We start from the raw sequence: 21,762 nt of genomic DNA on the forward strand, positions 1-21,762 counted from the left end.
GGAGTAGAGGAGGTGTGCTGATGTCGACATCCGATGGATTCCATTCCGAGGGGCGCAGCCCCGAGGAGCTCGAGAGTCATGTCCGTTTCCTCGAAGCTGAGGTGACCGACCTGCGGCACAGACTGACTGAGATGCCCGGATCTTCGCGTGGCCTGGAGGCGCGGCTCGCTGATGCGCAGCGCTCCCTGGCCGCCGTGACGTCGCAGAACGAGCGACTCACCGTCACGCTTCGGGATGCCCGAGACCAGATCATCAAGCTCAAGGAGGAGGTCGACCGGCTGGCACAGCCGCCAGCAGGCTTCGGCACCTTCATCGAGCGCAACGAGGACGACTCGATCGATGTCTTCACCGGTGGGCGCAAGCTCCGGGTGACCGCATCGCCCAACGTCGACCTCGACGAGCTGCGCTATGGCCAGGAGGTCATGCTCAACGAGGCGCTGAACGTCGTGGCCGCGATGGAGTTCGAGAAGGTCGGCGAGGTGGTGATGTTCAAGGAGCTGCTCGCCGACGGTGAGCGCGCCCTGGTGATCGCCAACGCCGACGAGGAACGGGTCGTACGTCTCGCGGAGCCGCTCCTGCAGGACGCGATTCGCGCGGGCGACTCGTTGCTGCTCGAACCGCGATCGGGCTATGTCTACGAGAAGGTGCCGAAGTCCGAGGTCGAGGAGCTCGTCCTGGAGGAGGTGCCCGACATCTCCTACGAGTCGATCGGTGGCCTCGCCGGCCAGATCGAGCAGATCCAGGACGCGGTCGAGCTGCCGTACCTCTATCCCGACCTCTTCATCGAGCACCAGCTCAAGCCGCCCAAGGGTGTGCTGCTCTACGGTCCTCCGGGCTGTGGCAAGACCCTGATCGCGAAGGCTGTCGCCAACAGCCTCGCGAAGAAGGTCGCCGCGAAGACGGGAGCGGACGGCAAGTCCTACTTCCTCAACATCAAGGGCCCCGAGCTCCTCAACAAGTACGTCGGTGAGACCGAGCGCCACATCCGCCTGGTCTTCCAGCGGGCTCGTGAGAAGGCCGCGGCCGGCACCCCGGTGATCGTCTTCTTCGACGAGATGGACTCGCTGTTCCGTACGCGTGGCACCGGTGTCTCCTCCGACGTGGAGAACACCATCGTCCCGCAGCTCCTCTCCGAGATCGACGGTGTCGAGGCTCTGGAGAACGTGCTGGTGATCGGTGCCTCCAACCGTGAGGACATGATCGACCCGGCGATCCTGCGCCCGGGCCGTCTGGACGTGAAGATCAAGATCGAGCGTCCCGATGCCGAGGGTGCTCGTGACATCTTCTCGAAGTACCTGGTCCCCGACCTGCCGCTGCACCCGACCGACGTGGGCGAGTTCAACGGCGACAAGCAGGCCACCGTCGACGAGTTGATCCGCACGGTCGTCGAGCGGATGTACACGGAGTCCGAGGAGAACCGCTTCCTGGAGGTCACCTACGCCAACGGTGACAAGGAGATCCTCTACTTCAAGGACTTCAACTCCGGTGCGATGATCCAGAACATCGTCGACCGGGCCAAGAAGATGGCCATCAAGTCGTTCTTGGACTCCGGCGAGGACTCCGGCCAGAAGGGCCTGCGGGTGCAGCACCTGCTCCAGGCCTGCGTGGACGAGTTCAAGGAGAACGAGGACCTCCCCAACACCACCAACCCCGACGACTGGGCCCGCATCTCCGGCAAGAAGGGCGAGCGGATCGTCTTCATCCGCACGCTCATCACCGGCAAGCAGGGCACCGAGCCCGGCCGTTCGATCGAGCAGGTCTCCAACACGGGTCAGTATCTGTAACCTGTGCCGACCGAACAATCGGCCCGCCACCTGCGAAAAGGGTGGCGGGCCGATTGCTGTCTGCTGGCCATGCGAGCGGGGCTATACCTCGAATCGAGGTATTGTTCGGTGACGTGAGCATCATCGACGTCATGGTCCTCGGCTTCCTGGCTGAAAGACCCCAGCACGGCTACGAGCTGCGCCGGAAGATCGAGCAGCTGTACGGCCACACCCGCCGCATCAGCGACGGCACGCTCTATCCGGCGACCGACCGACTCGAACGCAACGGCCATGTGTTCAAGACGTCCGAGCCCGGGCGCGGCCGAGCCGGCCGGCACACGCTAACCCTCACCGATGCAGGGCGCGCTCATCTGCTCGAAGCGATTCGCACCGCAGACGGCCACGACATCACCGACGCGAGCCGGTTCTTCGTCGTGCTCACCTTCCTGTCGCTGCTGCCGCACCGTTCCGACCAGCATGCGGTCCTGCGCCGGCGACTGGAGTTCCTGGAGACGCCGGCGAGCTTCTTCTATGACGGCGACCGCCCGATCCGGGCCGAAGAGGTCGTCGACCCCTACCGCCGCGGGCTGCTGCTGACCGCCCGAGCCACCAGTGCCGCCGAGCGGGCCTGGATCAGAGAGGAGATCGACTCGTGAACTCGAGCGAGACCATGCGAGCTGTCGTGCTGGAGGCGCCCGGGCCGGTGGAGGCCCTGCAGGTTCGTGACCTGCAGGTCCCGGAGCCAGAGCGGGGCTGGGTGCGGATCCGCGTCAAGGCGTTCGGGCTCAACCGCTCCGAGCTGCACACCCGTCTTGGCTTCGCCGGGGACTCGGTGACGTACCCGCGGGTGCTGGGCATCGAGGCCACCGGCGTCGTGGATCTTGCGCCAGGCGGCGAGTTCGAGCCGGGGCAGCAGGTGATGACGATGATGGGTGGGATGGGGCGGACCTTCGATGGTGGCTACGCCGAGTACACCTGCGTTCCCGCGAGCCAGGTCATCCCGTTCCGCTCCGACCTCGACTGGGCGACGTTGGGGGCCGTGCCGGAGATGCTGCAGACCGCGTACGGCTCCTTGACCGTCGGAGTCGACATCGAGCCTGGTCAGAGTCTTCTCATCCGAGGCGGCACCTCGTCGGTCGGAATGGCGGCAGCGGTGCTCGCCAAGCGGAGCGGTGTCCGCGTTCTCGCCACGACCCGGAGTGCGGCCAAGGCCGAGGCGCTCGAGACGATCGGGGTCGATGACGTCTTGGTCGACGACGGCGACGTCGCGGCCCAGGTGCGGCGGCTGCTTCCTGAAGGGGTCGATGGCGCGATCGAGCTGATCGGGACGCCGACACTGCCCGACACGCTGCGTTCCACCCGCGTCCACGGCACGGTGTGTTTCACCGGGATGCTCTCGAACGTGTGGACCGTCGAGGAGTTCTACCCCATCGACTATCTCCCCACAGGTGTTCGCCTCACCGCCTACGCAGGTGAGGCCGAGAATCTCCCGGCCGACGTTCTTCAGGGCTTCCTCGACGACGTGGCGGCCGGTCATGCAGTGGTGCCGATCGACACGACGTACGACCTCGACAGGATCCGCGAGGCTCACCAGCGGATGGAGGATGGCGCGGCTCGTGGAAAGCTCGTCGTGGTCGTCTGACGGGCGCCGAACCTGTGGCGGGTGTATTCGGCTGCGGGCGGCGTCGCGCGGGGCTAGTGTTTGAGCGTTCGCGGTCCGGTGAGAATGGGGGAGCCAGATGGCAGCGGAATTGCTGATCCTGGCCGGAGCGGTCGCGGTCGTCGCGGTCGTCGTCGTGGTCGCTGTCATAGCCCTCGTCGTAGTGCTGTCCGGTCGGGCCGAGCGAACCAACATTCAGCACAACGTCGGGGACATCGACCCCGGCATCTGATCCTCTAAGGTTGAACGACGTGGCAGACGAGATGGCGCGCAAGGACATCGAGGCAGGTCTGGAGACCCGTCATGAGCTGGGGGACGCGTTCGACGCCGAACTGGTAGCCGGCTTTGCCGACCGTATCGAGAAGACCGTCCAGGAGCGGGTCGGCGCCACCGCGGCCGCCCGCACCCTCGCCGAGCGCAACGAGTCGCGTACGTCGGTCTTCCAGTTCGTCCTGGGCGCAGGTTCGGCGGTCGCCGGCATCCCGATCAGCATCACCCTCGGCGTCACCGACAACCTCGGCGCCCTGGTGATCTCCTGGGTCGGCCTCGTCGGCGTCAACGTCGCTCACGCGCTGCGTACGCGTAAGCGCTGAGGGCTGGGCGGCGGTCTCTACGAAGGAACCGCCCGCCCGACCGAGAGATACCCCCACGGCCGCGAGAACGACGGCCCGGGGAGGTAGGACTGCTCCAGCCGGTCGAGGGCGAAGCCGGCGGCCTCGACGAGCCGCGGGATGTCGCGGGCGAGGTGGCAGCCGCCGAAGAGACGCTGCTGGAGGCCGTCCAGGCGGTGCTGCCAGCGGGCGACGCCGGGGTCGGGGGAGAGGCCGTGCTCGACGAAGCCGATGGAGCCGCCGGGACGCAGGACGCGGCGCATCTCGGACAGGGCGCCGGCGACGTCGGGGATGGTGCACAGCGAGAAGGTGACCAGCCCGGTGTCGACCGAGGCGTCGGCGAGCGGTAGCCGGGCGCCGTCGAGGCCGACGCGGCTCACCTGGACCGATGAGCCCGTACGGCGCGAGGCCGAGAGCTGCCAGGCGACGTCGGAGGGCTCGACGGCGACGATCTCGGTGACCTCGGCGGGATAAAGACCGATGTTGCCCCCGCTGCCGAAGCCGATCTCGACGACCTGGCCGCGGAGACCGTCACAGGCTTGCCGGCGCAGCGGCTCGAGCTGCTTGATCCCGCAGGTGCGGTCCACGATGTGTGGCACCACCCGCGCTTCCCAGAGTCCCATGGGAGCTCACTCTTCCATCTCGCCGGTCCATTGGACACCGAGCAGCATCGAGTCCTCGCCCTCGACGAGCGTGGTGAAGCCGACGCGCCGGTAGAACCCGATCGCACGGGTGTTGCCGGCGGCGACGCCGAGGTGTGCACCGCGTACGCCGGCGACGTGGAAGGCGCCGAGCATCATCCCGATCAGCTCCTTTCCGACGCCCTGGCCCTGGGCGCGGGGGAGCAGGTTGATGTGCAGGTGTGCCGGGAACTCGCTGAGGATCTCGCCCAGCATCCGCGGCGGGCGGTGGATCTGGGAGCGGAGCCGGGCGTTCCAGTCGTTCCGGTCGTGATCGGGCCCCGGATCGGGGTTGACGACGCGGAGCGCGGGCCACCAGTCCTCCTCGCACTCCTTCTCGAAGGCGCGGGTGAACGGGGTGCCGACGACGTAGCCCACCACGCCCTCGGAGTCGACCGCCACGAACCCGAGCCCGAGACGCAGCACGATGTAGGGAGCGGCGTAGACGTTCCCCAGCAATCGGGGGTCGTCGTAGAACTCGGTGGCGTCCTCGCCCGAGGCCCCGGTGAGCAGGCAGATCGAGTAGAGGTCGTCGAGGTCGTCGGCAGTGGCCCGCCGGATCTCAGGAGTTCCCATGGCCCAACCTCACCATGACCGCTGCCACGCTCCCTTCACTAGGTCTCCTCCTGGTGCCGCCCAGCCGAACAACGCCGGGCAACCTCAGCGTGGCGTGTGGATGCTCACGTGCCTTCGTGCACGTGGCCGGTAGCCTTGCAGGCATGAGCGTACGACGGGTGATGGGCACGGAGGTCGAATACGGAATTTCCGTGGCCGGACAGCCCCAGGCCAACCCGATGGTGGCGTCCTCGCAGGTCGTCAATGCGTACGCATCCTCGACTCTCAAGGCGAGGAGAGCGCGCTGGGACTTCGAGGAGGAGTCGCCGCTGCGCGACGCGCGCGGCTTCGACATGTCGCGGCAGGTGGCCGATCCCAGCCAGCTCACCGACGAGGATCTCGGGCTCGCCAACGTCATCCTCACCAACGGCGCCCGGCTCTACGTCGACCACGCCCACCCGGAGTTCTCCTGCCCCGAGGTGACCAACCCGCTGGACGCGGTGCGCTGGGACAAGGCCGGCGAGCAGGTGATGCTCGACGCCTCCCGTGCGGCCGCGCGGCTGCCGGGCAACCCGCAGATCCACCTCTACAAGAACAACACCGACAACAAGGGTGTCTCCTACGGTGCGCACGAGAACTTCCTCATGCGCCGCTCGACCGCGTTCGCCGACATCGTCAAGCACCTGACCCCGTTCTTCGTCTCCCGGCAGGTCTTCGCCGGCGCCGGGCGGGTCGGGATCGGCCAGGAGCGCCCCAAGCACGGTTTCCAGATCTCCCAGCGCGCCGACTTCTTCGAGGTCGAGGTCGGGCTGGAGACCACGCTCAAGCGGCCGATCATCAACACCCGCGACGAGCCCCACGCCGACCCGGAGAAGTACCGCCGCCTCCACGTGATCCTGGGCGACGCCAACCTCGCCGAGATCTCGACGTACCTCAAGGTCGGGAGTACGTCGCTGGTGCTCGCCATGATCGAGGACGGCTACATCACCCGTGACCTCAGTGTCGACGGCCCGGTCTCGGCGCTGCGCGCGGTCTCTCACGACCCGTCGCTGAAGCAGCTGATCACGCTCAAGGACGGTCGCAAGCTGACCGGTGTCCAGCTGCAGATGGAGTATCTGGACCTGGCCAAGAAGTTCGTCGAGGAGCGCTACGGCTCCGACGCCGACTACCAGACCAAGGACGTCCTGGAGCGCTGGGAGTCGGTGCTCGACCGCCTCGAGCGCGACCCGATGGAGTGCGCCACCGAGCTCGACTGGGTGGCCAAGTACAAGCTCCTCCTCGGCTACCGCGACCGTGACGGCCTGGAGTGGGACGACCCCAAGCTCCACCTGATCGACCTGCAGTACGCCGACATCCGCCCCGAGAAGGGCCTCTACCACCGTCTCGTCCGCGCCGGGCGGATCCAGCGCCTGATGACCGACGACCTGGTGGAGAAGGCGATGCACGAGCCGCCGAGCGACACCCGGGCCTACTTCCGCGGCCGCTGCCTGGAGAAGTACTCCGAGAACGTCGCCGCGGCCAGCTGGGACTCGGTCATCTTCGACCTGCCCGGGCGCGAGTCGCTGCAGCGGGTGCCGACCATCGACCCGCTGCGCGGCACGAAGAAGCACGTCGGTGGCTTGCTCGACTCCTCCGAGACCGCCGTCGACCTGTTCAACCGGCTGACCGGTTCCTGAGCGTCGATCGCGACTCGTGCCACATCTCGGCCCAACGTTCGACTTCTGCTTCCTCCCGTAGCGAAATCGGGCATTGTTTCCTCAGGTTTGTCGGTGCTAGTGGATAGGTTGAAGACATGGCACAGGAGCAGAAGCAGCCGAAGAAGTCCTCCGAGACGGAGGAGTCCGTCGAGACCGCGCCCGAGACCGATGTGAACGAGCGCAAGGAAGCGCTTGACTCCGACGTCGACGACATCCTGGACGAGATCGACGACGTCCTGGAGACCAACGCCGAGGACTTCGTGAAGTCCTTCATCCAGAAGGGCGGGCAGTAGTAGATGTCCGAATCCCGTATCCCGGCTGCCTACATGACGCCGGGCACCTCGTCCTTTGCCGATTTCCTGACGGCTCAGTCCCCGGAGCTCCTCCCGCGACGCGACGCGGCTGTGGGCAGTCTGAGCGACATCGCCCCGCACGGCACCACGATCGTCGCGGCCACCTTCCCCGGTGGCGTGATCATCGCCGGTGACCGGCGGGCGACGCAGGGCAACCTGATCGCCGAGCGCGACATGCGCAAGGTCTTCCCGTCCGACGAATACTCCGCGGTCGGCATCGCCGGCTCCGCGGGGCTCGCGGTCGAGCTGGTCAAGCTCTTCCAGACCGAGCTGGAGCACTACGAGAAGATCGAGGGCACCACGCTCTCGATCGAGGGCAAGGCCAGCCGGCTCTCCGCCCTGGTGCGGGGCAACCTCCCGATGGCCATGCAGGGCCTGGTGGTGGTGCCGCTCTTCGTCGGTTTCGACCCTGATTCCGGCAAGGGGAAGATCTATGGGTACGACCCGACCGGCGGCCGCTACGAGCAGACCGGATACTCCGGCGTCGGGTCCGGCTCGCTGTTCGCCAAGGGCGCCCTCAAGAAGCTCTACCGGCCCGACCTCGACGAGGCCACCCTGGTCGCGGTGCTGGTCCAGGCGCTCTACGACGCGGCCGACGACGACTCGGCCACCGGCGGGCCGGACCTGTCCCGCAAGCTGTTCCCGCTGGTCCACGTGATCACCGCCGACGGCGGGCGCACGCTGCCCGACGCCGAGGTCGCGGCTGTTGCCGAGGCCGTCATCACCGGGAGGCTGCAGCGGCCCGACGGTCCCATCGCCGAGCTGGAGGGTGGCCGATGAGCACTCCGTTCTATGTCTCTCCCGAGCAGCTGATGCGCGACCGCGCGGACTTCGCGCGCAAGGGCATCTCCCGGGGTCGGGCGCTGGTCTCGCTGCAGTACGCCGACGGCATCGTGTTCGCCTCCGAGAACCCCTCGGCGGCCCTGCACAAGGTGAGCGAGATCTATGACCGGATCGCCTTCGCGGCGGTCGGGCGCTACAACGAGTTCGAGAATCTCCGCATCGCCGGGGTGCGGCTGGCCGACATGCGCGGCTACGCCTACGACCGGCGCGACGTCACCGGGCGCGGCCTGGCCAACGCCTATGCGCAGACCCTCGGCACGATCTTCTCCTCGGGCGGGGAGAAGCCCTACGAGGTCGAGCTGTTCGTCGGTGAGATCGGTGACTCCGCCGAGGACGACCAGCTCTACCGGCTCACCTACGACGGCCAGGTCGTCGACGAGCACGGGTTCGCCGCCATCGGTGGTGCCGCCGAGGCCGTGGGTGGCTACCTCAAGGAGCGCTACACCGAGGGCGCCTCGCTCGAGGACGCCATCAAGCTGGCGGTCGCCGCGCTCGGCCACACCGACACCGACGACCGCGAGATCGCCGCCAAGGACCTCGAGGTCGCGGTTCTCGACCGCAACCGCACCCAGCCGCGCAAGTTCCGCAGGATTCGGCCGGCGACGCTGCTCGAGATCCTCGGCTCGGCCGTCGCAACCCCAGAGGTCGAGCCGGCCAAGCCGGCCGCCGTCGAGCCGCCCGCCGACAAGCCGGCGGAGAAGCCGGCTGAGAAGCCGGTCAGCGACGCGCCGCTCGCTCCGCCGCCCGACGACGACGGAGAGCCGCCGATCGCCCCGCCGCTCGACTGAGCCCAGAAGCCGGGGAGTCTCAGGCGCACCCGGTGCGCCTGAGACTCCCCGGCTTCGCTCCGTGTCCGATCTACGCGAGACCGGCGACGGCGACCAGGATCAGCACGACCCCGGCGACCGCTGGCGCGGCGAGGCGTTCGCCGAGGACCGCTGCGGCAGCGACGGACGCGGCGACCGGCTCCATCAAGCTGGCCACGGTGGCCGCGCTGCTGCGCGTGGTGCGCAGCCCGGCATAGAGCAGGCCGTACGCGAGCGCCATCGTCGCCACGCCCAGGTACACCAGCCAGGCCCACACTGTCGCCGAGGACGAGACGAGCGACCCGCCGCCAAGCAGCGCCAACGGAGTGAGGGCAAGGGCCCCGACGCCGGTGGCGCCGGCCGTCACCAGCAGGGGGCTGCGCTGCTGAGCGAGCGGGCGCCCGACGGCAGTGGTGAGCGCGTACGCAGATCCGGACGCGGTCGCGAGCAGCACCCCGGTCACCGGCCGGTCGCCGCCGGCCCCGCTGCCGGCGTATGCCGAGGCCAGGACCAGCCCGGTCAGTGCGGTCGCCAGCACCACGAGCTGCCGGCCGCTCGGCCGCTGACGTGACGCGATGGCCTCGCCGGCGAGCAGAATCGCCGGAGCGATCCCGAGGCTGACGACGGTGGACACGGTCACTCCGACGGCGACCACGGAGGCGAAGTAGAGCGCTTGGTAGAGGCCGGTCGCGACGCCGACGACCACCGTGCGGAGGTCGAGGCGAAGGTCGCGCAGCCGGCCGACGAGGGCGAGGACGGCGAGCAGTACGACTGCGGCGATCAGCATGCGGTATGCGCTCACGGTGAGCACCGACATCGGCGTGGTCGCGCGGACGATCTGTAGGACGAGGCCGCCGGTGCCCCACAGGACCCCGGCGAGGCAGATCTGAACGAGCCCGAGACGGGCGGAGAGAGAGGACATCGAAGAGGTGCTCCAGGTTCGACAAGACGGATGGGCAGCGTCTGGAGCACGCCACAAGAGAGCCGATCCGCGCTCTCAGCGGCAGATCGGCGAGGCCGCTCCGGTCAGGCAACCGGCGGCGGAAGCAGGCCGAGATGCTTCGAAGTCATGGCCCGAAGTCTGCCACAGGCCCGAGGCCCGGACCCGCTGTCTCGCGTGATGCCCTGTGTCAGCCGATCTGGTCCGAGAGCGAGACGACGATGCCCTCGGGGCCGCGGACGTACGCCATCCGCACGATGCCCTCGTAGACGCCGACTCCGCCGACCAGCCCGTAGCCGTCCTCCGCCAGGGCTGCGAGGACAGCGTCGAGATCGTCGACCTGGAAGCAGACGTTGCGCAGGCCCAGCGTGTTGGCCATCGCGTCAGGCGTGCCGGGCACGTGGTCGGGACGTACGAACCGGGAGAGCTCGAGGGTGGTGTCGCCACCCGGCGGGCGGAGCATCACGACCTCGCAACGTGCCCCGGGGATCCCGCAGACGGTGTCGATGAACTCGCCCTCGACGAACGTACGTCCTTCGATCTCCAGGCCCAGGCCGACGAAGAACTCCGTGACCAGGTCGATGTCGGCGACGGTGATCCCGACGTGGTCGAACCTCAACAGGTGTGTCATGACTGCCATCCTCGTACTCTGCTCGTCGTTGTGGCGGGTGCTTTCGACGAGAGAACGAGGCCGGCGCGCCGATCTCTACATGGTCGGCGACACGAGTTTCGTCGCGCCGAGGGTCAGTGACCGCTGAGCTGACCGGTCAGCCGCTCGTGCCGGTCGGCACTGGACGCGTTGAGACCGACGATGCGTACGGACTTGTTCTTGGTCTCGTACTTGTGGGTGATCGCGTCGAGCGTCGCGACCGTGGAGGCGTCCCAGATGTGGGAGTCGGAGAGGTCGATGACGATCTCGTCGGGGTCGTCGGCGTACTCGAACTGGGTGTAGAGGTCGTTGCTGGAGGCGAAGAAGAGCTCGCCGGTGACCCGGTAGACGGCCCTCATGCTCCCGTCGGCGTCCTCGACGAGCTCCCGGTGCGTGCGGGTCAGGTGGGCGACCCGGCGCGCGAAGAGGGTCATCGCGACCAGGACCCCGACGATGACGCCGATCGCGAGGTTGCGGGTCGCGACAGTGACCGCGACGGTCGTGAGCATGACCACCGTCTCCGAGAGCGGCATCCGCCGCAGGGTGGCGGGCCGGACCGAGTGCCAGTCGAAGGCGCTGACCGAGACCATGATCATCACCGCGACCAGGGCGGCCATCGGGATCAGCGCCACGGTGTCGCCGAAGCCGACGACCAGGACGAGCAGGAAGACGCCCGCGAGGAAGGTGGACAGGCGCGTACGGGCGCCGGAGACCTTCACGTTGATCATCGTCTGACCGACCACCGCGCAGCCGCCCATGCCGCCGAAGAAGCCGGTGATCAGGTTCGCGAGACCCTGCGCGCCGGCCTCGCGGGTCTTGTCGGAGTGGGTGTCGGTGATGTCGTCGACGAGCTTGGCGGTCAGCAGCGACTCGAGCAGCCCGACCAGCGCCATGCCGAGGGCGTAGGGGGCGATGATCTCCAGCGTGTCGAGAGTGAGGGGTACGTCGGGGAGGAACCAGGTCGGCAGGCTGTCGGGCAGCTCGCCCTGGTCGCCGACGTTCGGCACGTCGACCGCGCCGATGACGGTGAAGGCGGTGAGCGCGACGATCGCGACCAGCGGCGCAGGGATGACCTTGTTGATCCGCGGGAACCCCACGATGACGGCGATACCCACGGCGATCATCGGGTAGACCGCCCAGGGCACGTCGACCATGTGAACGATCTGCGCCTCGAGGACGAGGATCGCGAGCGCGTTGACGAAGCCGACCATCACCGAGCGGGGGAGGAAGCGCATCAGCCTGGCCACCCCGGCCAGTGCCAGCCCGATCTGGATCAGGCCGCCCAGCAGCACCGTCGCGATCAGGTAGTCGTAGCCGTGGTCCCGCATCACCGGGGCGATCACCAGCGCGACAGCGCCGGTGGCCGCGGAGATCATCGCGGGCCGTCCGCCGAGGAACGAGATCGCGACGGCCATGGTGAAGGACGCGAACAGCCCGACCCGCGGATCGACCCCGGCGATGATCGAGAACGAGATCGCCTCGGGGATCAGCGCGAGTGCGACGACGAGACCTGCCAGTACCTCCGTACGCAGCAGCCGCGGCGAACGCAGCGCCGCGAGGACGCCCGGTTCGGTGCTGGCGGAGGACGAAGGCAGGGGTGAGGGCACGAGCCGCAATCCTAGGGCTGGCCGCACTCCTCGTCGGCTTTGTGAGCGGTGTGAGGTTCGACCCGTCCGGCGCCGGCTCGCGGTCGCCGTGCCGGTGGACGGCGCGCCCCGCCGTGTCGTACCTCTGAACGCCTCCGCAGTGACCGTCGACCGTCTAGGGTTTCAGGTATGGACAGGCGCATCTTCGGCATCGAGAACGAGTACGGCGTGACCTGCACGTTCCGCGGCCAGCGGCGGCTGAGCCCGGACGAGGTGGCTCGCTATCTCTTCCGCAAGGTCGTGAGCTGGGGCCGCAGCTCGAACGTGTTCCTCAGGAACGGCGCGAGGCTCTACCTCGACGTCGGCTCCCACCCCGAGTACGCCACGCCCGAGTGCGACGACGTGATCTCGGTCGTCACCCACGACAAGGCGGGGGAGCGGATCCTGGAGGGGCTGCTCCTCGACGCCGAGCAGCGGCTGCACGACGAGGGCATCGCCGGCGACATCTACCTGTTCAAGAACAACACCGACTCGGCCGGAAACTCCTACGGCTGCCACGAGAACTACATGGTCAGCCGCGCCGGGGAGTTCTCCAAGCTCGCCGACGTGCTCATCCCGTTCCTGGTCACCCGCCAGCTGATCGTCGGCGCCGGCAAGGTCACCCACACCCCTCGGGGCGCCGGGTTCGCGGTCTCGCAGCGCGCCGAGCACATCTGGGAGGGCGTCTCGTCGGCGACGACGCGGTCCCGGCCGATCATCAACACCCGCGACGAGCCGCACGCGGACGCCGAGAAGTACCGGCGACTCCACGTCATCGTCGGTGACTCGAACATGTCCGAGACCACCACGATGCTCAAGATCGCGAGCTGCCACCTGGTGCTGCGGATGATCGAGGAGGGCGTCGTCATGCGGGACATGACGATGGAGAACCCGATCCGCGCCATCCGCGAGATCGCCCACGACCTCACCGGCCGGCGCAAGGTGCGGCTGGCCAACGGCCGCGAGGCCAGCGCCCTGGACATCCAGAACGAATACCTCTCCAAGGCGCGCGAGTTCGTCGACCGCCGCGAGATCACCGACCCGACCATGATCGCCGCCCTCGACCTGTGGGAGCGCGGCCTGAAGGCGATCGAGTCCGACGACCTCTCCCTGGTCGACCGCGAGATCGACTGGGTGATCAAGTGGAAGCTGATCGACCGCTACCGCGCCAAGCATGGCCTTCCGCTGGGCCACGCGCGGGTCGCCCAGCTCGACCTCGCCTACCACGACATCCACCGCAACCGCGGCCTCTACTACCTGCTGGAGAAGAAGGGCGCGGTCAAGCGCGCGACCACCGACCTGAAGATCTTCGAGGCCAAGTCGGTGCCGCCGCAGACCACCCGCGCCCGGCTCCGTGGCGAGTTCATCAAGAAGGCGCAGGAGCGCCGCCGCGACTTCACCGTCGACTGGGTCCACCTCAAGCTCAACGACCAGGCCCAGCGCACCGTGCTGTGCAAGGACCCGCTCAAGGCGTACGACGAGCGCGTCCAGCGGCTCATCGACGGGATGTGAGGACCAACCGCCTCGAAACACTGTGGGGTGGCTTCGCTGCGGGGTAACCACCGGGCGGATATGGTGTCCTCCGCTGTCGTCTGTCTCCATTTCACGTCACGAAGGTTTGCACTGTGCCCACTGCTCCTCGGCCTCGTCTGCGCCACGCGCTGAGCGCGCTGGCCGTCACCCTGCTCATCCCGGCTCTGGTCGCCTGCGGCGGCGAGGAGAAGACGGGGTACGGCGACGAGACCGTCTCCGGCTTCGACGGCGTCACGGTCTCGGCCGCGGTCGACAAGGCACCCACGCTGAAGTGGGAGTCCGCGATCGCCTATCCCAAGGACCCCAAGGTCAAGACGCTGACCGAGGGCGAGGGTGAGGAGATCCCGGAGGGCCGCGGCGTCTTCGCCAAGATCTACATCGGCAACGCCACCACCCTGGACAAGGAGTGGGCCTACGAGAGCCAGGCGCCCGAGGGTGAGGAGCTCCCGGCCGAGAAGCCGTGGAGCACCATCCTGAAGGGCGCCAAGGTCGGCGACCGCATCGAGGCCATCGTCGGCTCGGCCGACCTGCTCGGCGAAGGCGGCAACCCGCAGATGGGCATCGGCAACCACGACACCCTGCTGGTCGTCGTCGACGTGGTGAAGCCCGCCGCCGACAAGACGCCGAAGGACGTCGACGCCTCCGAGCTCCCGAAGGTCGTCGAGAAGAACGGCAAGCCGACCGGGTTCGACTTCACCGGCATCGCCAAGCCGAAGGCCGACGACGGGCTCAAGCGGGCCATCGTCACCGAGGGCGACGGCGAGGAGATCACCACCGACCAGACGGTCACCGCCAACTACCTCGGCATGACCTACGGCGCCAAGAAGCCCTTCGACGAGAGCTTCAGCAAGGAGGCCGTGCCGTTCGCCCTCAACCAGGTGGTCGCGGGCTGGACCAACGGCCTGGAGGGCGTCAAGGTCGGCAGCCGTGTTCTGCTGCAGATCCCGCCGGAGCTGGGCTACGGTGCAGAGGAGAAGCCGGGCCAGGGCGGCACGCCGGGAATCCCGGCCAACAGCACGCTCTACTTCGTCATCGACGTCGTCAAGGCCGAAGACACCCCGGCGCCGCAGTAGAAGAGTCTCTAGGGGGAGAACACCGTGGCGGCGGGTAAGACTGAGCGGTTGATGAACCTGCTCATCATGCTGCTCGTGCAGCGTGACAACGTGTCGAAGGAGCGGATCCGTGAGGTCCTCTACCCGTCGTCCCACGGTGAGGCGTTCGAGAAGATGTTCGAGCGCGACAAGGAGGAGCTGCGCAGCCTCGGTGTGCCGATCGAGACCGGGGTGATCGACTCCTTCTTCGAGGACGAGATCGGCTACCGGGTCAGCCCCGAGCAGTTCGCGCTGCCGCCGATCACCCTCGAGGCCGACGAGCTCGCCGTGGTCGCCCTGGCCACCAAGGTCTGGGAGAACGCCTCGATGGCGGAGGCGACCACAGAGGCCGTACGCAAGCTCAACGCCGCCGGGCTCGAGACCGACGTCTCGGCGCTGGAGATCGTGCAGCCGCGGCTGGCTGCGGAGGAGGGCTCCTTCGACGTCTTCGTGGCCGCCACCCAGGACCGGCAGGTCGTCGAGTTCGACTACCGCGGGTCACGGGCGGCCGAGCCGTCCCACCGGCGGCTGCAGCCGTGGGGCGTGGTGCGCTACTCGGGCCGTTGGTACGCCGTCGGCCATGACGTCGACCGCGACGACACCCGCATCTTCCGGCTCTCCCGCGTCCTGGGGGAGGCTCGGGCGGTCGGCGAGTTCGACGCCTTCGAGGTGCCGGCCGAGGTCGACGTACGCGATATCGCACGGACCCTGGCGCCGGCACCGCCCACCGGGAAGGCGGTCCTGCTGCTGCGGCAGGGGAGCGGCTACACCCTCCGCAGGGCGGCCGACTCCACCGAGTCCGGGGTGACCGGACCCGACGGTAGCGACGACTGGGACCGCGTGGTGCTGACCCGGGTGCCCGCCGACCTGGTCGGAGCGGTGCTGGGCCACGGCCCCGACGCCTACGTCGAGGAGCCCGAGGACCTCCGCCGCGAGGTCGGTACGCGGCTGGAGCAGCTGGTGGCGCGCCTGGACGGAGCCGCACGATGAGCGCGACGGGTGCGTCAGGCGCGACGGGTGCCAAGGGGCAGGTCGGGCGGCTGCTGACGCTGGTGCCCTACCTCTACTCCCAAGCGGACGACGTACGCCTCGACAAGGCGGCTGCCGACCTCGGTGTCGAGGAGAAGCAGCTGGTCAAGGACCTGCAGGTGCTCTTCATGTGCGGCCTGCCCGGTGGCTACCCCGACGACCTGATCGACGTCGACATCGACGCGCTGACCGAGCCCGACGGCGACCGGGTCATCCGGATCTCCAACGCCGACTACCTCGATCGCCAGCTGCGGCTGACCCCGATCGAGGCCACGGCCGTGATCGTCGCGCTGCGTGCGCTGCGGGGAGGCGCGGTGGCCGCCGAGACCAAGGAGGTCGTCGACCGTACGCTGGCGAAGCTCGAGCAGGCGGCCGCCGAGGGCGCCGCCGCGAGCGTCGACCCCGGCGAGGAGCTGGTCGACACCTCGCTCGTCCAGATCCACGCCGCGATCGCGACCGCGATCGACCAGGGCCGTCAGGTACGCATCGACTACTGGGTGCCGGCGCGCGACGAGGAGTCCTCACGGGTCATCGATCCACGCGCGCTGGTCTCGATCCGCGACATCGAGTACCTCGACGCCTGGTGCCACACCGCCGAGGCGCCGCGCAGCTTCCGCCTCGACCGGATCAGGGGCGCCGAGGTGCTCGACACCCCGGTGGCCACCGACCCCGAGGACGGCGCGAGCGCCGAGGACGCGGCTGGGCTGCTGGAGCGTACGGACTACGGCACGGTCGTCCGGGTGCGGCTGGCTCCCGAGGCCCGCTGGGTCGGTGAATACTATTCGGTGATCGACCCGGTCGAGCTGCCCGACGGCGGGCTCGAGGTGGGGCTGCGGGTCTACGACCAGCGCTGGCTGACCCGCTTCCTGCTCCGGCTGGCGCCCTTCGCCGAGGTCCTCGACGAGCAAACGTTCACCGAATCGTTTGCGGCGACTGCACGGCTGGCTCTCGGCCTGTACCGTTCGGACGCGTAGACTTCTGACGTTCCCCCTAAGACGTAGATGAGGTAGTTCATGTTCACTCCATTGATCGGTATGCCGCAGGGAGCCGAGTGGCTCATCATCTTGGCGATCGTGATCCTCGTCTTCGGCGCTGCCAAGCTTCCTGAGCTCGCCCGCGGCACCGGTCAGGCGCTGCGCATCTTCAAGACCGAGACCAAGGGCCTGCGCGACGAGGACGAGAAGGAGAAGGGCGACAAGGCCGAGAAGCCGGCCGAGCTCACTGCCTCCGAGCAGGAGCGGATCGCCGAGCTCGAGCGTCGTGAGGCCGAGATCAAGGCCGAGCGCGAGCGCCTCTCCGGCAACTGAGGCCGACCTTGTCCATCGCCGGTGTTGTCGCGATCTTCCGCGGCACCCCCAAGCACCCCATCGGCGACGACGGCCGGATGGCGCTCTCCGACCACCTGCGTGAGCTCCGCGCGCGGGTGATCAAGGCATCCCTGGCCCTGGTCGTCGGGTTCGTCGTCGCGCTGTTCTTCTTCGAGCAGCTCTTCAACCTCGTCATGGACCCCTACCTCCAGGCCGTCAAGATGATGGACCAGGAGGGCGGTGCCGCCTCGCTGAGCTCCGTCAACGGCGCCGCGGGCGGCTTCATGCTCTACCTGAAGCTGTGCGGCCTGGCGGCGTTCATCGGCACCGCGCCGATCTGGCTCTACCAGATCTGGGCGTTCCTGATGCCCGGCCTGCACCCGCATGAGAAGAAGATGTCGAGGATCTTCGTGGCCGTCGCCGGCCCGCTCTTCCTCCTCGGTGTCCTGCTCGGCTACCTCACCCTGCCCAAGGGTCTGGAGATCCTGTTCGCCTTCGTCCCCGACGGCCTGACGAACATCGTCGAGTTCAGCGAGTACCTCAGCTTCCTGAGCCGTACGCTGCTGGTCTTCGGCATCGCCTTCGAGATCCCGGTCTTCGTGATCCTGCTCAACCGGATCGGCGTCCTGCCCGGTGCCGCCCTGGGCAAGTACCGCGCCTGGATCATCGTCGGCTCCTTCGTCTTCGCCGCCGTCGCGACCCCGTCGGGTGACCCGTTCACGATGACGATCATGGCCGGCCCGATGGTCGTCCTCTTCGGGATCTCCGAGGTCATCGCCCGGGCGCACGACAAGCGCAAGGCCAGCAAGCGCAAGGACATGATCGGGGATCCTGACGTCCCGTCGGTGATCTGACCACTAGTCTTCACCGGGTGACGCGTCAGATCGCCCTGCTCGCCAACCCCACCGCCGGCCGTGGCCACGCCGACCAGATCCTCGATGCGGTCACCGCCAGGCTGGCCGCCTCGGGGGCTGTCGTCGAGCACCTGATCGGCGACGACGCCGAGCACGCTCTCGAGCTGGCCCGGAAGGCAGCTGCCGACGGGGTCGACACGGTCGTGACCCTCGGCGGCGACGGCATGGTCCACGTCGCGGTCCAGGCACTGGCCGAGACCGAGGTCAGCCTCGGCGTCGTCCCGCTCGGGACCGGCAACGACTTCGCACGTGCGCTCGGGATCCCGGCCGGAGACCCGCTGGCCGCCGCCGACGTGGTCGTCCGCAACCACTCTCGCCGCATCGACCTGGGCCGAACTGGCGAGACCTGGTTCGCCACCGTCCTGGCCGCCGGGTTCGACGCGGCGGTCAACGAGCGGGCCAACGCGATGAGGTGGCCCCACGGCGACCTCCGCTACACGCTCGCCGCGCTGTCGGTGATCCGCAGCTGGAAGCCGGTGCCCTACCGGCTCGAGATCGAGGACGCGACCGGCGCGACCACGGTCCGCGAGCAGGAGGCGATGCTGCTGGCGATCGCCAACACGGAGTCCTACGGGGGAGGTCTGCGGATCGCGGCGGACTGCGACCCCGCCGACGGCCTGCTGGACGCCATCCTCATCAAGCCGGTCTCGCGGCTGGAGTTCCTGCGCGTCTTCCCAGGCGTACGCCAGGCCAAGCACCTCACGCATCCGGCTTTCGAGCGCATCCGTGCCCGCCGGATCAAGGCCTCCGCCCCCGGCGTGATCGCCTACAGTGACGGGGAGCGGCTCGGGCCGCTGCCGCTCGACGTCGAGTGCGTCCCTTCCGCTCTCGGCGTACTGGTGCCGCCGCGCGACTGACTGTCGGTGTCGGTCGATAGGCTCGGCACCATGGACGCCTCGCCAGCGGAGAAGTACGCCGCTTTCAAGCGTGACAAGGACTACCCCGTCTTCCGGGACTTTGCCTCGCTCTACGACTTCGGGCTCGACGACTTCCAGGTCGAGGCGTGCAAGCAGATCGAGGAGGGCAAGGGCGTCCTGGTCGCCGCGCCGACCGGGTCGGGCAAGACGATCGTCGGTGAGTTCGCCATCCACCTGGCGCTTGCGACCGGCCGCAAGGCGTTCTACACGACCCCGATCAAGGCGCTCTCCAACCAGAAGTACAACGACCTGGTCAAGCGCTACGGTCCAGACCAGGTCGGCCTGCTGACCGGCGACAACGTCGTCAACGGCGAGGCGCCGGTCGTGGTGATGACCACCGAGGTGCTGCGCAACATGCTCTACGCGGGCTCGCACACCCTGATGGGTCTCGGGTTCGTGGTCATGGACGAGGTCCACTACCTCGCCGACCGCTCCCGCGGCGCGGTCTGGGAGGAGGTCATCATCCACCTGCCCGAGTCGGTCTCCGTCGTCTCGCTGAGCGCGACCGTCTCCAACGCCGAGGAGTTCGGCGAGTGGCTCACCACCGTGCGCGGTGAGACCACCACGATCATCGAGGAGAAGCGGCCGGTGCCGCTCTACCAGCACGTGATGGCGGGCCGGCGGATCATGGACCTGTTCGCCTCCTCCGACGTCGACGCTGCGGCCGGGTTCGTCAAGGAGGGCGCCCCGGTCAACGGCGAGCTGATGAAGCTGGCGCGCGACGACTGGGCGGCCGGACGGATGACCGACCGGCGTACGCCCAAGGACAAGCGCAAGGGCAACGGCAACCGGCGCGTGGGGAACGGGCGGCGGGTCTGGATCCCGTCGCGCGTCGAGGTCATCACCGCCCTGCAGCGCGACAACCTGCTCCCCGCGATCAATTTCGTCTTCTCCCGGGTCGGCTGCGACGCCGCGGTCGGCCAGTGCATCCAGGCCAACCTGCGGCTGACCACGCCAGACGAGCGCGACGAGATCTTCGCCTACGTCGAGGAGGCCTGCGCCGACCTGCCCGACGAGGACCGCCACGTCCTCGGCTACCACGACTGGATCGACGGGCTCTCCCGCGGCGTCGCCGCCCACCACGCCGGGCTGCTGCCAGCGTTCAAGCAGGTCGTCGAGGAGCTGTTCCTGCGCGGCCTGGTGAAGGCCGTCTTCGCCACCGAGACGCTCGCGCTGGGCATCAACATGCCCGCCCGCACGGTGGTCATCGAGAAGCTCTCGAAGTGGAACGGCGAGGCCCACGTCAACCTCTCGCCGGGGGAGTACACCCAGCTCGTCGGCCGTGCCGGCCGTCGCGGTCTCGACGTCGAGGGCCACGGCGTGGTGCTCTGGCAGCAGGGGCTCAACCCGCGTGAGCTCGCCGGTCTCGCCTCGACGCGCACCTATCCGCTGCGGTCGAGCTTCAGGCCGTCGTACAACATGGCGGTCAACCTGGTGCACCAGTTCGGCCGGGCGCGCTCGCGCGAGCTGCTGGAGCAGTCGTTCGCCCAGTTCCAGGCCGACAAGGCGGTCGTCGGGCTGGCCCGGCAGGTGCGCAAGGCGGAGGACGCGCTCGAGGGCTACCAGGAGGCTGCGACCTGCGACCGCGGCGACTTCATGGAGTATGCCGCGATCCGCCGCAAGATCTCCGACGTCGAGAAGTCCTCCTCCCGCGAGCGGCGTGCCGACCGCCGCGACGAGATCATCGAGTCGCTCTCGAAGCTGAAGATCGGCGACGTGATCGACGTGCCGACCGGCAAGTTCGCCGGCTACGCGGTCATCGTCGACCCGGGCTTCGACCCCGACGGCCCGCGTCCCTACGTGATCACCCAGGACCGGCAGGCCCGGCGCCTGGCGATGATGGACTTCAACGTGCCGATCGTCGCCCAGACCCGGCTGCGGGTGCCGAAGTCGTTCAACGGCCGCAACCCGCAGATGCGCCGCGACATGGCCTCTCGGCTGCGGGAGAAGACCCGCGACCTGCGTCCGGTGCCCTACGAGGGTTCGCCGACCGCTCGCAAGGAGCGCAAGAGCTCGGTGGAGACCCAGATCTCCGAGCTGCGGCGCGAGCTGAAGATGCATCCCTGCCACGACTGCCCCGACCGCGAGGACCACGCCCGCTGGGCCGAGCGCTGGTTCAAGCTCTCGCGCGACACCGACACCCTGCGCCGCCGGGTGGAGGCGCGTACGAACACCGTCGCGCGCACCTTCGACCGGGTCTGCGAGGTGCTGGTTGCCCTCGACTACCTCGAGGGTGAGACGGTCACCGAGCGCGGCACCCACCTGATGCGGCTCTACTCCGAGATGGACCTGGTCGCCGCCGAGGCGCTGCGCGAGGGGCTGTGGGACGACCTGACCCCCTCCGAGCTCGCCGCCGCCCTCTCGGTGCTGGTCTACGAGGCCCGCCGCGCCGACGACGCCACCCCGCCCCGCCTCCCCGGTGGCCGGGTCAAGGACGTCATCGCCGAGACCGTGCGGCTGTGGGGTCAGCTCGACGCCCTCGAGCGCGACCACAAGCTCGACTTCCTCCGCCAGCCCGACCTCGGCTTCGCCTGGGCCGCCTACCGCTGGACCGAGGGTGACGAGCTCGACGACGTCCTCAGCGAGGTCGAGCTCGCCGCCGGCGACTTCGTCCGCTGGGTCAAGCAGCTCATCGACCTCTGCGGCCAGGTCGCCGACGCCGCCGGCGATGTTCCGCTTCGTCGTACGGCCCGGCAGACCATGGACCTGCTCAAGCGCGGTGTCGTCGCGTATTCATCGGTGGTCGAGTAGCCCGCCGGTCGAGCCGCCGGAGCCGCTAGGCGTAGGCG

The 21,762-nt window shown here is 68.6% G+C and carries 22 protein-coding genes; 17 read left to right on the forward strand and 5 right to left on the reverse strand.

Annotated elements, in window-relative coordinates; genetic code table 11:
* The first annotated feature begins 20 nt into the window (after positions 1–20).
* From arc to ACW14X_RS27550, 5 genes are all read left to right on the forward strand, one after another.
* Complete coding sequence (arc, locus tag ACW14X_RS27530; RefSeq protein ID WP_091041342.1) at positions 21–1,784, forward strand: proteasome ATPase; 1,764 nt, start codon at positions 21–23, stop codon at positions 1,782–1,784.
* Between the two features lie 113 nt (positions 1,785–1,897).
* Positions 1,898–2,419 (forward strand): PadR family transcriptional regulator, encoded by a 522-nt coding sequence (locus tag ACW14X_RS27535; protein WP_457163977.1) that lies wholly within the window; start codon positions 1,898–1,900, stop codon positions 2,417–2,419.
* Complete coding sequence (locus tag ACW14X_RS27540; protein WP_457163978.1) at positions 2,416–3,405, forward strand: zinc-binding dehydrogenase; 990 nt, start codon at positions 2,416–2,418, stop codon at positions 3,403–3,405. Before ACW14X_RS27535 ends, ACW14X_RS27540 begins: the two co-directional genes overlap by 4 nt.
* 97 nt (positions 3,406–3,502) lie before the next feature.
* A complete protein-coding gene (locus ACW14X_RS27545) occupies positions 3,503–3,655 on the forward strand; it encodes a hypothetical protein (protein WP_457163979.1) in 153 nt (50 codons plus the stop codon).
* Between the two features lie 19 nt (positions 3,656–3,674).
* Positions 3,675–4,016 (forward strand): hypothetical protein, encoded by a 342-nt coding sequence (locus ACW14X_RS27550; RefSeq protein WP_160023009.1) that lies wholly within the window; start codon positions 3,675–3,677, stop codon positions 4,014–4,016.
* Positions 4,017–4,033: 17 nt separating this feature from the next.
* Here ACW14X_RS27550 and ACW14X_RS27555 read toward each other — a convergent pair whose 3' ends face one another.
* Both ACW14X_RS27555 and ACW14X_RS27560 read right to left on the reverse strand, forming a co-directional pair.
* Positions 4,034–4,657, reverse strand: coding sequence for a class I SAM-dependent methyltransferase (locus tag ACW14X_RS27555; RefSeq protein ID WP_457163980.1), 624 nt, complete (start codon positions 4,655–4,657; stop codon positions 4,034–4,036).
* A 6-nt stretch (positions 4,658–4,663) separates the two neighbouring features.
* The gene (locus ACW14X_RS27560) at positions 4,664–5,290 is read right to left on the reverse strand and encodes a GNAT family N-acetyltransferase (protein WP_160023013.1); all 627 of its coding nucleotides are present in this window, start codon (positions 5,288–5,290) and stop codon (positions 4,664–4,666) included.
* 143 nt (positions 5,291–5,433) lie between these two features.
* On the opposite strand from ACW14X_RS27560, the gene dop reads away from it, so the two are divergent.
* The 4 genes from dop (at position 5,434) to prcA (ending at position 8,950) form a co-directional block, all read left to right on the forward strand.
* Entirely contained in the window at positions 5,434–6,945 is a 1,512-nt protein-coding gene (gene dop, locus ACW14X_RS27565) for a depupylase/deamidase Dop (RefSeq protein WP_160023015.1), read from the forward strand.
* Between the two features lie 116 nt (positions 6,946–7,061).
* Positions 7,062–7,259, forward strand: a complete 198-nt coding sequence (locus ACW14X_RS27570) for a ubiquitin-like protein Pup (RefSeq protein ID WP_008356645.1) — start codon at positions 7,062–7,064, stop codon at positions 7,257–7,259.
* A gap of 3 nt (positions 7,260–7,262) precedes the next feature.
* Positions 7,263–8,099 (forward strand): proteasome subunit beta, encoded by an 837-nt coding sequence (gene prcB, locus ACW14X_RS27575; protein ID WP_457163981.1) that lies wholly within the window; start codon positions 7,263–7,265, stop codon positions 8,097–8,099.
* Positions 8,096–8,950 carry a proteasome subunit alpha gene (gene prcA, locus ACW14X_RS27580; RefSeq protein WP_160023019.1) on the forward strand — a complete coding sequence of 285 codons (855 nt, stop codon included), beginning with the start codon at positions 8,096–8,098 and terminating at the stop codon, positions 8,948–8,950. The genes prcB and prcA overlap by 4 nt, the downstream gene beginning before the upstream one ends.
* 70 nt (positions 8,951–9,020) lie before the next feature.
* On the opposite strand, the gene ACW14X_RS27585 is transcribed toward prcA, so the two are convergent.
* The 3 genes from ACW14X_RS27585 to ACW14X_RS27595 all read right to left on the reverse strand — a co-directional run bounded on the left by ACW14X_RS27585 (position 9,021) and on the right by ACW14X_RS27595 (position 12,164).
* Positions 9,021–9,890, reverse strand: a complete 870-nt coding sequence (locus ACW14X_RS27585) for a DMT family transporter (RefSeq protein ID WP_457163982.1) — start codon at positions 9,888–9,890, stop codon at positions 9,021–9,023.
* 208 nt (positions 9,891–10,098) lie between these two features.
* The gene (locus ACW14X_RS27590) at positions 10,099–10,539 is read right to left on the reverse strand and encodes a VOC family protein (RefSeq protein WP_457163983.1); all 441 of its coding nucleotides are present in this window, start codon (positions 10,537–10,539) and stop codon (positions 10,099–10,101) included.
* Between the two features lie 113 nt (positions 10,540–10,652).
* Positions 10,653–12,164: a SulP family inorganic anion transporter gene (locus ACW14X_RS27595; protein ID WP_457163984.1), complete on the reverse strand. Its 1,512-nt coding sequence runs from the start codon at positions 12,162–12,164 to the stop codon at positions 10,653–10,655.
* 168 nt (positions 12,165–12,332) lie between these two features.
* Here ACW14X_RS27595 and pafA point away from each other — a divergent pair, with 168 nt between their 5' ends.
* From pafA to ACW14X_RS27635, 8 genes are all read left to right on the forward strand, one after another.
* Positions 12,333–13,694 (forward strand): Pup--protein ligase, encoded by a 1,362-nt coding sequence (pafA, locus tag ACW14X_RS27600; protein WP_141804837.1) that lies wholly within the window; start codon positions 12,333–12,335, stop codon positions 13,692–13,694.
* A 113-nt stretch (positions 13,695–13,807) separates the two neighbouring features.
* Positions 13,808–14,788: an FKBP-type peptidyl-prolyl cis-trans isomerase gene (locus tag ACW14X_RS27605; protein WP_457163985.1), complete on the forward strand. Its 981-nt coding sequence runs from the start codon at positions 13,808–13,810 to the stop codon at positions 14,786–14,788.
* A 51-nt stretch (positions 14,789–14,839) separates the two neighbouring features.
* Positions 14,840–15,796 carry a helix-turn-helix transcriptional regulator gene (locus tag ACW14X_RS27610; RefSeq protein ID WP_457163986.1) on the forward strand — a complete coding sequence of 319 codons (957 nt, stop codon included), beginning with the start codon at positions 14,840–14,842 and terminating at the stop codon, positions 15,794–15,796.
* Positions 15,793–16,809: a helix-turn-helix transcriptional regulator gene (locus ACW14X_RS27615; RefSeq protein ID WP_350839363.1), complete on the forward strand. Its 1,017-nt coding sequence runs from the start codon at positions 15,793–15,795 to the stop codon at positions 16,807–16,809. Before ACW14X_RS27610 ends, ACW14X_RS27615 begins: the two co-directional genes overlap by 4 nt.
* A gap of 39 nt (positions 16,810–16,848) precedes the next feature.
* The gene (gene tatA / locus ACW14X_RS27620; RefSeq protein ID WP_141804833.1) at positions 16,849–17,142 is read left to right on the forward strand and encodes a twin-arginine translocase TatA/TatE family subunit; all 294 of its coding nucleotides are present in this window, start codon (positions 16,849–16,851) and stop codon (positions 17,140–17,142) included.
* 8 nt (positions 17,143–17,150) lie between these two features.
* Entirely contained in the window at positions 17,151–17,996 is an 846-nt protein-coding gene (gene tatC, locus ACW14X_RS27625) for a twin-arginine translocase subunit TatC (protein ID WP_350839361.1), read from the forward strand.
* A gap of 17 nt (positions 17,997–18,013) precedes the next feature.
* A complete protein-coding gene (locus ACW14X_RS27630; protein ID WP_457163987.1) occupies positions 18,014–18,913 on the forward strand; it encodes a diacylglycerol/lipid kinase family protein in 900 nt (299 codons plus the stop codon).
* Between the two features lie 30 nt (positions 18,914–18,943).
* Complete coding sequence (locus ACW14X_RS27635; RefSeq protein WP_160023034.1) at positions 18,944–21,724, forward strand: DEAD/DEAH box helicase; 2,781 nt, start codon at positions 18,944–18,946, stop codon at positions 21,722–21,724.
* The last annotated feature ends 38 nt before the right edge of the window (positions 21,725–21,762 follow it).

Source organism: Nocardioides sp. YJ-D4 (assembly GCF_054031495.1).